The sequence below is a fragment of the Streptomyces sp. AC512_CC834 genome (assembly GCF_019049325.1).
Lineage (GTDB): Bacteria > Actinomycetota > Actinomycetes > Streptomycetales > Streptomycetaceae > Streptomyces.
The window spans coordinates 61,860-74,622 of the sequence record NZ_JAGMUO010000035.1; the positions used below are offsets into that span (position 1 = coordinate 61,860).

9 protein-coding genes are annotated in these 12,763 nt (G+C 73.0%); 4 read left to right on the forward strand and 5 right to left on the reverse strand.

All coding sequences use genetic code 11. The features are described from left to right. Positions 1 to 33 precede the first annotated feature (33 nt). Both KUM40_RS15500 and KUM40_RS15505 read right to left on the reverse strand, forming a co-directional pair. Positions 34 to 1,479: a cell wall metabolism sensor histidine kinase WalK gene (locus KUM40_RS15500; protein ID WP_217166547.1), complete on the reverse strand. Its 1,446-nt coding sequence runs from the start codon at positions 1,477 to 1,479 to the stop codon at positions 34 to 36. Next, positions 1,476 to 2,144 (reverse strand): response regulator transcription factor, encoded by a 669-nt coding sequence (locus tag KUM40_RS15505; protein ID WP_217166548.1) that lies wholly within the window; start codon positions 2,142 to 2,144, stop codon positions 1,476 to 1,478. The genes KUM40_RS15500 and KUM40_RS15505 overlap by 4 nt, the downstream gene beginning before the upstream one ends. Positions 2,145 to 2,269: 125 nt before the next feature. On the opposite strand from KUM40_RS15505, the gene KUM40_RS15510 reads away from it, so the two are divergent. Beyond that, positions 2,270 to 3,010, forward strand: a complete 741-nt coding sequence (locus KUM40_RS15510; RefSeq protein WP_217166549.1) for a PepSY domain-containing protein — start codon at positions 2,270 to 2,272, stop codon at positions 3,008 to 3,010. Here the strand turns inward: KUM40_RS15510 and KUM40_RS15515 are convergent. The 3 genes from KUM40_RS15515 to KUM40_RS15525 form a co-directional block, all read right to left on the reverse strand. Further along, complete coding sequence (locus KUM40_RS15515; RefSeq protein WP_217166550.1) at positions 2,922 to 4,241, reverse strand: MFS transporter; 1,320 nt, start codon at positions 4,239 to 4,241, stop codon at positions 2,922 to 2,924. The two genes, KUM40_RS15510 and KUM40_RS15515, sit on opposite strands and share 89 nt — an antisense overlap. 253 nt (positions 4,242 to 4,494) lie before the next feature. Continuing rightward, a complete protein-coding gene (gene meaB / locus KUM40_RS15520; RefSeq protein WP_217166551.1) occupies positions 4,495 to 5,451 on the reverse strand; it encodes a methylmalonyl Co-A mutase-associated GTPase MeaB in 957 nt (318 codons plus the stop codon). 37 nt (positions 5,452 to 5,488) lie between these two features. Continuing rightward, entirely contained in the window at positions 5,489 to 6,748 is a 1,260-nt protein-coding gene (locus KUM40_RS15525) for an acetyl-CoA C-acetyltransferase (protein WP_217166552.1), read from the reverse strand. A gap of 149 nt (positions 6,749 to 6,897) precedes the next feature. Between KUM40_RS15525 and mce the strand changes: the two genes are divergently transcribed. From mce to KUM40_RS15540, 3 genes are all read left to right on the forward strand, one after another. Beyond that, a complete protein-coding gene (mce, locus tag KUM40_RS15530; protein ID WP_100048260.1) occupies positions 6,898 to 7,338 on the forward strand; it encodes a methylmalonyl-CoA epimerase in 441 nt (146 codons plus the stop codon). 233 nt (positions 7,339 to 7,571) lie between these two features. Beyond that, positions 7,572 to 11,567, forward strand: a complete 3,996-nt coding sequence (gene scy, locus KUM40_RS15535) for a polarized growth protein Scy (protein ID WP_217166553.1) — start codon at positions 7,572 to 7,574, stop codon at positions 11,565 to 11,567. A gap of 207 nt (positions 11,568 to 11,774) precedes the next feature. Then, positions 11,775 to 12,707, forward strand: a complete 933-nt coding sequence (locus KUM40_RS15540) for a cellulose-binding protein (RefSeq protein ID WP_217166554.1) — start codon at positions 11,775 to 11,777, stop codon at positions 12,705 to 12,707. Positions 12,708 to 12,763: the final 56 nt, after the last annotated feature.

The window sequence follows — 12,763 nt, forward strand, 5'->3', positions numbered from 1 at the left end:
CCAGGCGTGACCTAGGCATGACCTAGGCGCGACCTAGGCGGCCGGCAGGCGGAGCTCGAACAGGGCGCCGCCTGCCGGTGCGTCGTGCACCGTGAGCGTGCCGCCGTGCCGTACGGCGACGTCGCGGGCGATGGCCAGCCCGAGACCCGCCCCGCCGTCGTCACGGCTGCGGGCGGCGTCGAGCCGTACGAACCGTTCGAAGATCCGCTCCCGGTCGGCCGCTGGCACACCGTCCCCGTCGTCGGCCACCGCCACCACGGCCAGGTCGCCCTCCCGGCGCACGGACACCTCCACCGCCGAGCGGGCGTGCCGCCGGGCGTTGTCCAGCAGATTGGCCAGCACCCGCCCGAGCTGCCCCCGCGAGCCTGCCACCGTCACCGTCACCGTGCCCTCGGCGTCGTCCGGGGTCCGTACGCTCACCCCGGCCCTGCCCTCCGCCTCCCGGCGCGCGAGTGCCACCAGGTCGACCCGCGCGTCGGCGGGCCGCTCCCCCGCGTCCAGCCGGGCCAGCAGCAGCAGGTCGGCGGCGAGTCGCTGCAGCCGCACGGTGTCCTCCACGGCGCCGTCCAGGTCCAGCAGCTCGGGGTGGGCGGCGGCCACCTCCAACTGGGTGCGCAGGGAGGCGATCGGGCTGCGCAGCTCGTGCGAGGCGTCGGCGACGAACCTGCGCTGCCGCTCCACGGAGGACTCCAGGGCGGTCAGCGTCTCGTTGGTGGTCGACGCGAGCCTGGCCACCTCGTCGTGGGTGCCCGGCACCGGGACGCGGCGCGCCAGGTCCTCGCTGGCGGTGATCGCGGCCATCTCCCGGCGGATGCCCTCCACCGGGCGCAGCGCACGCCGGGTGACCAGCCAGGTCACCCACGCGACGACCGCGAGCAGCACCGGGAAGCCGGTCAGCATGACGGTCAGCGCGGTGTTCACGGCGCCGTGTTCGGCGGACAGCGGGGCGCCGGCGTAGACGGTGAGCCGGCCCCGGTCGTCGCTCTTCACGGGTACGGCGGCGAAGCGGTAGTCCTCCGTGTCGCCGTCGATGGTCGCCGAGCCGTCGCCGACGGTGACCCGCTCACCGATCTCCCCGGGTTCGAGCGACTCGCCGGAATCGTCATCGTCGTCGTCGGCATCCTCGTCGGCGGCGTCCTCCCCGTCCTGGGAAGCGGCCGGCTGCGGCTTCACCGCGTCGACGCCGGTGCCGCTGATCCGCTCCAGGTCCTCACTGGCGGCGACCAGCCTGCCCCGGTCGTCGACGACCTGCACCGGCCGGTCGTCCACGTCCAGCGACAGGTCGCCGTACGGCGTCCCGACGGCCAGCTCCGTCGCGACCTCCCGCGCGGAGCGTTCCGCCTGAGTGCCCGCCTCGCCGAGCAGGTTGGAGCGCAGGGACAGCAGGACGGCGGTGCCGGCCGCGACGAGGGCGACGGCGACCACGAGGGTCGCGGCGAGCGTGGCGCGGGCCCGGACCGAGGCGAAGAGACGGCTCATCGCCCGGCCTCCAGCCGGTAGCCGGCGCCGCGCACGGTCCGGATGAGCCCGGCGCGCAGCTTGCGCCTGAGCGCGCTGACGTACACCTCGACGATGTTGGGGTCGCCCTCGTAGGCGAAGTCCCAGACGTGCTCCAGGATCTCCGCCTTGGACACCACCTGCCCGGCCCGCACCACCAGCTCCTCCAGGACGGCGAACTCCTTGGCGGTGAGGGTGACTTCGCTCTCGCCGAGGAACACCCGGCGGGCGGCGGTGTCGACCTTCAGGTCGCCGTGGACGTGCACGGGTGAGGCCCCCGCGCCCTGCGCCCGCCGCCGCAGCAGGGCCTTCACGCGGGCGACGAGGACGACGTACGAGAAGGGCTTGGTGAGGTAGTCGTCGGCGCCCGTGTCCAAGCCCTCCGCCTCGTCGTACTCGCCGTCCTTGGCGGTGAGCATCAGGATCGGCACGTCGTGCCCGGCGGCGCGCAGGGCGGCGCAGACGCGGTAGCCGTTGAGGCCGGGCAGCATGATGTCGAGGATGACGAGGTCGTACGTCCCCTCACCGGCGCGGTGCAGGCCCTCCAGGCCGTCGTGGACGACGTCCACGGCGTAGCCCTCGGCGGTGAGGCCCTTGGCGAGCGACACGGCGAGACGCTTCTCGTCCTCCACGATCAACAGGCGCATGTGTAGAGGGTCGCAAAAGCAAGCTGAAGATCCCTTCAGGCGGCTTCAGCCTGGGCTCAGCGTCGGTCCGCGAGAGTAGCCACGTCGAAAACGACTGGACTCTGGACGACTCGGGAGGAACTCGCATGAAGCGCAACATCGTGATCGCCGCCGTCACCGCCGCCGCACTGGTCGGAGGGGGTACGGCGACGGCTCTGGCGACCACAGGGGACGACGACCGGGGGACGGCGTCCAAGGCGGACGCGAGCGTGCCCGGCGACGTGACCGTGTCCGACGACGGTGGCGTACTGGACGAGTCCGACGACCGCGACGACACCGCCCGCGTGTCCTCGGCGAAGGTGACGGTGGCCGACGCCATCGCCTCCGCGCTGCGGGACACACCGGGCACCGCCGTCTCCGCCGAGCTGGACGACGAGGACGACGAGGACTACGACGGTGACGGTGACGATCGCCGTGAGCGTGCCGTCTGGGAGGTCGATGTCCTCTCCGGCGACGGCACTTGGCACAGCGTCCGGATCGACCCGGCCTCCGGCACGGTCCTCGGCTCGCACACCGACCACGAGGACGACACCGCCGAGGTGCGGACCGCGCTGAAGGGCGCCTCCGTCGACGCCGTCGAGGCCGCGAAGGCGGCGGCCGGCCACGGAACCGTCACCTCCGTGGACCTGGACGAGGACGGCGACGACGACGGCAACGGCAAGCCGGCCTGGGAGGTCGAGACCCGCACCGCCGGCAAGGGCGAGCAGGACTGGCGGGTCGACCTGAAGACCGGCAAGGTCACGGCCGACTCGCACTCCGACGACTCGCACTCCGACGGCTCGGACGACTCCGACTCGGATCACTCCGACGACTCGGACGACGACTGAGCGGCCCCACCCGCTCGGCAGAGCCACCGTGGCGGCGCCGTCCCGGCACCAGCGCCGCCGCCACGGCGGCCGCGCCGGACACCGCGAAGCACACCGGCAGCGGCAGCCGTTCCACCAGCAGGCCGACCGTGGCGGCACCGGCGGACATCCCGGCGTTCACAGCCGTGTTGCACCAGGCACCCACCCGGGTCCGGTAGCCGGGGGCGGCGCTCTCGTCGGCGATCAGGTACGCCGTGGTCAGCGCCGGTGCCACGAACAGCCCCGCACAGGCGACGGCCGCGACCAGCGTGCCGACGCCGGGGGCGAGGCCGGCAGCGGCCAGACAGAGGCCGAGGCCGGCCGCGAGGAACGGGAGCCGGGCGCGGGCGGACGAGCTCCAGCGGACGGCGCCGTTCAGCAGGCCGCCGACCGCGCTGCCCGCCGACAGCGCCGCGAGCACCCAGGCGACGGTGCCGTTCCCCAGGTCGCGCTGGCCCGCGAAGGCGACGACGAGGAGGTCGACGGCGCTCACCGAGACCCCGACACCCGCCGCGACGACGACGGGTTGCAGCAGGGACCGCCACTGCCCCGCGCCGCCTCGTCCGGTCTCCGGGGCGATGTCCTTCTCGCGCCCTGCCGGACGCAGCGCGCCCAGCGCCGGTGACGTGGCGAAGGCGACGGAGCCCAACGCCACCAGCACCGCGCTGAGCAGGACGCCGACGGCCGGTGGGGCGACGCCGACCACCAGGCCGACCAGGAGCGGACCGGAGACGAAGAGCAGTTCCTCGGCGACGCCGTCCAGGCTGTAGGCGCGCTGCAACAGGTGGCGTTCGGGGACCAGTTCGACCCACACCGCACGCATCGTGGGACCGAGCGGCGGCGTGCAGGCACCGGTGAGCGCTGCGGTCGTGGCGAGGACGGCCGCTGGGACGCCCGGTCGCCAGCAGGCCGCCGCCAGCACACAGAGCAGGGCGGCGTAGAGCAGGGACATGGGAAGCAGGGCGCGGCGCGGTCCGTGCCGGTCGACCAGGCCCGCGCGGTAGGGGGACAGGAAGACGCTGGTGGCGCCGAAGACCGCCATGACCGTGCCGGCCACGGCGTACGACCCGGTGGACCGGATCAGGGAGAGCATCAGGGCGAGGGAGACCGTGCCGTACGACAGGCGGCCGACGAGGGCGGCCGCGAAGGTGCGGCGGGCATGGGGGACTCGGAGTACGGCGGCATAGGAGGGCCGTGAAGGAAGCGTGGACACGCGAAGGGTTCCTCTGCAGAGAGGCAACGAGGGGACGCCTGTGCGCGCGACGGCCGGATGCTGCGGCGGTCGCGTGCGGGGCGGGCCCTATGCCATGAGGAGGAACACGTGGGTCAAGGTACAGCGCGGCCGGGGCGGTGGCACGTCATTATTCGGCCGTCCCTGCCACCCCGGCCGCCCTGGCCGTCCCTGCCACCCCGGCCGCCCTGGCCGTCCCTGCCGCCCACTACTCGCCACCCACCGCGCGAGGACGTCAGCCCCGGGTCAGGCCCGCCACCAGTTCGTCCGCCGCGCGGTAGGGGTCCAGTTCGCCCGCGACGATGCGTTCCGCCAGGGCGCCGAGGCGGCGGTCGCCGTGGAGGTCGCCGATGCGTTCGCGCAGGGTGGTGACGGCGATGGTCTCGACCTCGCGGGCGGCGCGGGCGCGGCGGCGTTCGACGAGGACGTCACGCTCCTCCATCCACGCGCGGTGCTTCTCCAGCGCCTCGACGACCTCGTCGACGCCCTCACCGCGGGCGGCGACCGTCTTGACGATGGGCGGACGCCAGTCGCCGGCGGCGCGGGCCTCGCCGAGACCCAGCATGTGGTTCAGCTCGCGGGCGGTCGCGTCGGCGCCGTCCCGGTCGGCCTTGTTGACGACGTAGACGTCGCCGATCTCGAGGATGCCGGCCTTGGCCGCCTGGATGCCGTCGCCCATGCCGGGGGCGAGGAGGACGACGGAGGTGTCGGCCTGCGAGGCGATCTCGACCTCGGACTGGCCGACCCCGACCGTCTCGACCAGGATCACCTCGCAGCCCGCGGCGTCCAGGACGCGGATGGCCTGCGGGGCCGCCCAGGCGAGTCCGCCGAGGTGGCCGCGGGTCGCCATCGAGCGGATGTAGACGCCCGGGTCGGACGCGTGCTCCGACATCCGGACCCGGTCGCCGAGCAGCGCGCCGCCGGAGAAGGGGGACGACGGGTCGACGGCGAGGACGCCGACCCGCTTGCCCTGCTTGCGGTACGCCGTCACCAGCGCCGAGGTGGAGGTGGACTTGCCGACGCCCGGCGAACCCGTCAGACCGACCACGTACGCCCCGCCGGTCAGCGGCGCGAGCGTCTCCATGACCTCCCTGAGCTGCGGGGACGCCCCCTCCACCAGAGAGATCAGCCTGGCCACGGCCCGCGGTCGGCCTTCCCTGGCCTGGGCCACCAGTGAGGAGACGTCCTGCATCACAGCTCCGTTCAGTGAGAAGTCGTAACTCTGGGGGTCAGGCCCCGGGCACCCGTACGATCAGCGCGTCGCCCTGGCCGCCACCGCCGCACAGCGCCGCCGCGCCGACCCCGCCGCCGCGCCGCTTCAGCTCCAGCGCGAGGTGCAGCACCAGCCGGGCGCCGGACATGCCGATGGGGTGCCCCAGGGCGATGGCTCCGCCGTTGACGTTCACCTTTTCGGTGGATACGCCGAGGTCCTTCATTGACTGCACGGCGACGGCCGCGAACGCCTCGTTGATCTCGATCAGGTCCAGGTCGCCGACCTCGAGGCCGTCCTTCTTCAGGGCGTGCCGGATGGCGTTCGACGGCTGCGACTGCAAAGAGTTGTCCGGTCCCGCGACGTTGCCGTGCGCGCCGATCTCCGCGATCCACTCCAGGCCCAGCTCCAGCGCCTTCGCCTTGCTCATCACGACGACCGCCGCCGCACCGTCGGAGATCTGCGAGGCGGAGCCCGCGGTGATGGTGCCGTCCTTGCTGAACGCGGGGCGCAGCCTGCCGAGCGACTCGGCGGTGGTGTCGCCGCGGATGCCCTCGTCCTTGCTGAACAGCACCGGGTCGCCCTTGCGCTGCGGGATCTCCACCGGGGTGATCTCGGCCTCGAAGACGCCGTTCTTCTGGGCGGCGGCGGCGCGCTGGTGGGACAGGGCGGCGATCTCGTCCTGCTCGGGCCGCGCGATGCCCAGGCGGGTGTTGTGCTTCTCGGTCGACTCGCCCATGGCGATGTTCTCGAAGGAGTCGGTCAGGCCGTCGTACGCCATGGCGTCGATCATCTCGACCGCGCCGTACTTGTAGCCCTCGCGGGACTTCGGCAGCAGGTGCGGGGCGTTGGTCATGGACTCCTGGCCGCCCGCGACGATCACGTCGAATTCACCCGCGCGAATGAGCTGGTCGGCGAGTGCGATGGCGTCGAGGCCGGAGAGGCAGACCTTGTTGATCGTGAGCGCCGGGACGCTCATGGGGATGCCGGCCTTGACGGCGGCCTGGCGGGCGGGGATCTGTCCGGTGCCGGCCTGGAGCACCTGGCCCATGATCACGTACTGGACCTGGTCGCCGCCGATCCCGGCACGGTCGAGGGCGGCCTTGATCGCGAAGCCGCCGAGGTCGGCCCCGGAGAAGGGCTTCAGCGAGCCGAGCAGCCGTCCCATCGGGGTACGGGCACCCGCGACGACGACGGAGGTCGTGCCGTTCGCACCGTTCGCACCGTTCGTGCCGTTCGTGCCGGTGGTTCCGTTCGTTTCATTCGTTGCGGAAGACATGGGCTGCGATCCCCTTTTCCGGCCCGCACAGGCCGAGGAGTGAACGAGGGTTTACTCGAATGTACTGAGCGGTATCCCGCCCGTCACCCGGCGGTCGGTGTGATCGCGCGCACGTTGCGTAACCACCTCCGGAGCGCTGCACTGAATCCATGCTGACGCGAATCGACCACATCGGAATCGCCTGCCACGACCTCGACACCACCGTCGAGTTCTACCGTGCCACCTACGGCTTCGAGGTGTTCCACACCGAGGTCAACGAGGAGCAGGGCGTCCGCGAGGCCATGCTCAAGATCAACGATACGTCGGACGGCGGCGCCTCGTACCTCCAGCTCCTGGAGCCCACCCGCGAGGACTCCGCGGTCGGGAAGTGGCTGGCGAAGAACGGCGAGGGTGTCCACCACATCGCGTTCGGTACGGCGGACGTGGACGCGGACGCCGCGGACATCCGGGGCAAGGGGGTACGCGTTCTGTACGACGAGCCCCGGCGGGGTTCCATGGGGTCGCGGATCACCTTCCTGCACCCCAAGGACTGCCATGGCGTACTGACAGAACTCGTCACTTCGGCGGCCGTTGAGTCGCCTGAGCACTGACCCTCGTACATAAGGGCCGGTAGGGTTGGGTGCGGTCGCCGCTCAATCCAGGGTGACCCGGTCCTGTCGTCCGCGACGGCGGGATCGCCGGGGTCGTGTTTCGGGGGGCGGGCGACGGGGCAGCAGCACATGCCCCGCCGTTGATCTGACACCATTCCCCGGGGGCCCCGTCCGGCGGACGGACGGAGCTCGTACGGGAAGATTTGCGACCAGGGGACGGATGGGACCGCGCAGTGCGGGGCTACGAGAGCCAGGAGCGAGAGCCGGCGGCTGACGTCGACCACCTCTCTCGGTTCGAGGCCGAGATGAAGCGGCTGAAGACCGAGCGGGAAAAGGCGATCCAGCACGCCGAGGACCTCGGCTACCAGGTCGAGGTGCTGCGCGCCAAGTTGCACGAGGCGCGGCGCACCGTCATGTCCCGGCCCGCCTTCGACGGCGGCGACATCGGGTACCAGGCCGAGCAGTTGCTTCGCAACGCGCAGACGCAGGCCGACCAGTTGCGCTCCGACGCCGAGCGGGAGCTGAGCCAGGCCCGGGCGCAGACCCAGCGCATCCTCCAGGAGCACGCCGAGCATTCCGCCCGGCTCCAGGCCGAGCTGCACCAGGAGGCGGTGACCCGCCGCCAGCAGCTTGACCAGGAGCTGGCCGAGCGTCGGCAGACCGTCGAGTCACACGTCAACGAGAACGTGGCCTGGGCGGAGCAGTTGCGCGCCCGCACCGAGCAGCAGGCCCGCCGGCTGCTCGACGAGTCGCGCACGGAGGCCGAGCAGGCCCTGACGACGGCCCGCGCGGAGGCCGAGCGGCTGACGTCCGAGGCCCGGCAGCGGCTGCAGGTCGACGCGGAGAGCGCCCGCGCCGAGGCCGAGCAGCTCCTGCGCCGGGCGCGCACCGACGCGGAGCGGCTGCTGAACGCCGCCTCCACGCAGGCGCAGGAGGCCACCGACCACGCGGAGCAGCTCCGCAGCTCCACCGCCACCGAGTCGGACTCCACCCGCCGCGAGGTCCAGGAGCTGAGCCGGGCCGCCGAGCAGCGGATGTCCGAGGCCGAGGAGGCGCTGCGCAAGGCGCAGTCCGAGGCCGAGAAGGTGGTCGCCGAGGCCGAGGAGGCCGCGGCCAAGGCGCTGTCGGGCGCCGAGGCGACCAACGAGCAGCGCACCCGCACCGCCAAGGAGCAGGTCGCCCGGCTGGTCGGCGAGGCCACCAAGGACGCCGAGTCCACCAGGTCCGAGGCCGAGCAGGTGGTCGCGGACGCCCGTACCGAGGCCGAGCGGATCGTCGCCGAGGCCGCCGAGAAGGCCCGCACGCTCACCGCCGAGGAGTCCGCCACCCAGTTGTCCAAGGCGGCCAAGACCGCCGAGGACGTGCTGAACAAGGCGTCCGAGGACGCCAAGGGGACCACGAAGGCCGCCACCGAGGAGGCCGAGCGGATCCGCACCGAGGCCGAGGCCGAGGCGGACCGGCTGCGCGGCGAGGCGCACGACATCGCCGCGCAGCTCAAGGGCGCGGCGAAGGACGACACCAAGGAGTACCGCGCCAAGACGGTCGAGCTGCAGGAGGAGGCGCGCCGGCTGCGCGGCGAGGCCGAGCAGTTGCGGGCGGACGCGGTCGCCGAGGGCGAGAAGATCCGCGCCGAGGCCCGCAAGGAGGCCGTGGCGCAGATCGAGGAGGCGGCGAAGTCCGCCGAGGAGCTGCTCGCCAAGGCCAAGGTGGACGCGGACGAGCTGCGGCAGACCGCGACGACGGACAGCGAGAAGGTCCGCACCGAGGCCATCGAGCGGGCGACGACCCTGCGCCGGCAGGCCGAGGAGACCCTGGAGCGCACCCGCGCCGAGGCCGAGCGGCACCGCGTCGAGGCCGCCGAGCGGGTGGAGGAGCTCCAGGCGGACGCCGAGCGGGCCGCCCGCGAGCTGCGCGAGGAGACCGAGCGCGCCGTCGAGGCCCGCAAGGAGGAGGCCGCCGACGAGCTGACGCGGCTGCACACCGAGGCCGAGGAGCGCCGCACCGCCGCCGAGGAGGCGCTGTCCGAGGCCCGTGAGGAGGGCGAGCGGATCCGGCGCGAGGCCGCCGAGGAGAGCGAGCGGCTGCGCACCGAGGCCGCGGAGCGGATCCGTACGCTCCAGCAGCAGGCCGAGACGGAGGCCGAGCGGCTGCGCACCGAGGCCGCCGCCGACGCGTCCGCCTCCCGCGCGGAGGGCGAGGCCGTCGCCGTACGGCTGCGGTCCGAGGCGTCCAATGAGGCGGAGCGGCTGAAGTCGGAGGCACAGGACAGCGCCGACCGGGTGCGGGCGGAGGCGCAGACCGCCGCCGAGCGCATCGCCGCGGAGGCGTCCGAGACGCTGGCCGCCGCGCAGGAGGAGGCCGCCCGGCGGCGCCGCGAGGCCGAGGAACTGCTCGGCTCCGCCCGGCAGGAGGCCGACCAGGAGCGCGAGCGGGCCCGCGAGCAGAGCGAGGAGCTGCTGGCCTCGGCACGCAACCGCGTGGAGGAGGCGCAGGCCGAGGCGGTCCGGCTGGTCGAGGAGGCCGACCGGCGCGCGACCGAGATGGTGTCGGCCGCCGAGCAGCACGCGGCGCAGGTGCGGGAGTCGGTCGCCGGGCTGCACGAGCAGGCCCAGGAGGAGATCACCGGGTTGCGCAGTGCCGCCGAGCACGCGGCGGAGCGCGCCCGGCGCGAGGCCGAGGAGGAGGCGGACCGGGTCCGCGCCGACGCCTACGCGGAGCGGGAGCGCGCGAGCGAGGACGCCGGGCGCCTGCGGCACGAGGCGCAGGAGGAGACCGAGGCCGCCAAGACGCTGGCCGAGCGGACGGTGACCGAGGCCATCACGGAGGCCGACCGGATCCGCGCGGACGTCTCCGAGCACGCGCAGCGGGTGCGCACCGAGGCCTCCGACGCCATCGCCGAGGCCGAGCAGGCCGCGTCCCGCACCCGGGCCGACGCCCGCGAGGACGCCAACCGCATCCGATCCGACGCGGCGACGCAGGCGGACACCCTGATCACCGAGGCGCGTTCCGAGGCGGAGCGGCTCACCACGGAGACGGTGGCCGAGACCGACCGGCTTCGGACGGAGACGGTCGCGGAGGCGGACCGGGTCCGCACCGAGGCCGCGAGCGAGGCCGAGCGGGTGCGGACCGAGGCGGCCGAGGAGAGCGAGCGGCTGCGCACCGAGACGATCGCCGAGGCCGGCCGGGTACGGACCGAGGCGAACGCCCGGGCCGAGCTGCTGGTCTCGGACGCCACCGGGGAGGCGGAGCGGCTGCGGGCCGAGGCCGCCGACACCGTCGGATCCGCCCAGCAGCACGCCGAGCGGATCCGCACCGAGGCGGACCGGGTCCGCGGCGAGGCCGCGGCCGAGGCCGAGCGGGTCACCACGGCCGCCCGCGAGGAGGCCGAGCGCACCCTCGACGGGGCCCGCAAGGACGCCAACAAGCGGCGTTCGGAGGCGGCCGAGCAGGTCGACACGCTCATCACGGAGACCACCGCGGAGGCCGACAAGCTGCTCACCGAGGCGCAGCAGCAGGCCCAGAAGACCACCGCCGACGCCGAGTCGCAGGCCGACACGATGGTCGGCGCGGCCCGCACGGAGGCCGACCGGCTCGTCTCGGAGGCGACCGTCGAGGGCAACGGCCGGGTGGAGAAGGCCCGTACGGACGCGGACGAGCTGCTGGTCGGCGCCCGCCGGGACGCGACCGCCATAAGGGAGCGCGCGGAGGAGCTGCGCGAGCGCCTCACCTCCGAGATCGAGGAACTGCACGAGCGGGCCCGCCGCGAGGCCGCCGAGACCATGAAGTCGGCCGGCGACCGCTGCGACGCGCTGATCAAGGCCGCCGAGGAGCAGCTCGCCAAGGCGGAGTCGAAGGCCAAGGAGCTGGTGTCGGAGGCCAACTCCGAGGCCGGCAAGGTCCGCATCGCCGCCGTCAAGAAGGCCGAGGGGCTGCTCAAGGAGGCCGAGCAGAAGAAGGCCAGCCTGGTCCGGGAGGCCGAGGAGCTGAAGGCCGAGGCGGTCCGCGAGGCCCGGCACACGGTCGACGAGGGCAAGCGCGAGCTGGAGATCCTGGTGCGGCGCCGCGAGGACATCAACGCGGAGATCTCCCGGGTGCAGGACGTACTGGAGGCGCTCGAGTCCTTCGAGGCGCCGACGGGCGCGAAGGACAACAAGGACAACGGGGTGAAGGCCGGAGCCGGCGCCACGGTGGGCGCCCCACGTTCGGGTGGCAAGTCGTCAGACGGCTAGCTTCCGGAGCTGATTCGGTGTCTGCTGGAGATCTTTGGCCGAGTCCCGACGGAACCGTTGACCAGAACTTTGGCAAGCCATCCGAGGGTCAGCCACTCAAAAGAGGTGTCATTCTCCGTATCAAACGTGCATCCGCTCGATGACACACCGCATTGGCGCCTAGGATTCCCTCTATCACCTCACCCGGTCTCTTTCGACAGGAACCCCATGAGCGACACTTCCCCCTACGGCTTCGAGCTTGTGCGGCGTGGGTACGACCGCGCTCAGGTGGACGAACGCATCTCCAAGCTCGTCTCCGACCGTGACAGCGCCGTCGCCCGCATCACCGCTCTGGAAAAGCGCATCGAGGAGCTCCACCTCGAGACCCAGAACGCCCAGGCCCAGGTCAACGACGCCGAGCCGTCGTACGCCGGTCTCGGTGCCCGGGTCGAGAAGATCCTGCGTCTCGCCGAGGAAGAGGCGAAGGACCTGCGCGAGGAGGCCCGGCGCGCGGCCGAGCAGCACCGCGAGCTGGCCGAGTCGGCCGCCCAGCAGGTGCGCAACGACGCGGAGTCGTACGCCTCGGAGCGCAAGTCCAAGGCCGAGGACGAGGGCATCCGGATCGTCGAGAAGGCCAAGGGCGACGCGTCTCAGCTCCGCTCCGAGGCCCAGAAGGACGCGCAGTCCAAGCGGGACGAGGCGGACGCCCTCTTCGAGGAGACCCGCGCCAAGGCCGCGCAGGCCGCCGCCGACTTCGAGACGAACCTGGCCAAGCGCCGCGAGCAGTCCGAGCGCGACCTGGCCTCCCGTCAGGCCAAGGCCGAGAAGCGGCTCGCGGAGATCGAGCACCGCGCGGAGCAGCTTCGCCTGGAGGCGGAGAAGCTGCGCACGGACGCCGAGCGCCGGGCCCGCCAGACCGTCGAGACGGCGCAGCGCCAGTCCGAGGACATCGTGGCCGACGCCAACGCCAAGGCCGACCGGATCCGTTCGGAGTCGGAGCGCGAGCTGGCGGCCCTGACCAACCGCCGCGACTCCATCAACGCGCAGCTCACCAACGTGCGCGAGATGCTGGCGTCCCTCACGGGCGCCGCGGTGGCCGCCGGTCCGTCGGTCGAGGACGAGCCGGCCTCCCGCGGGGTTCCGGCCCAGCAGTCCCGCTGACCCCGGGGCGTACGTCGACCGGACAAGTGCGGAACAGGGACGAGGTCTTCTGTCAC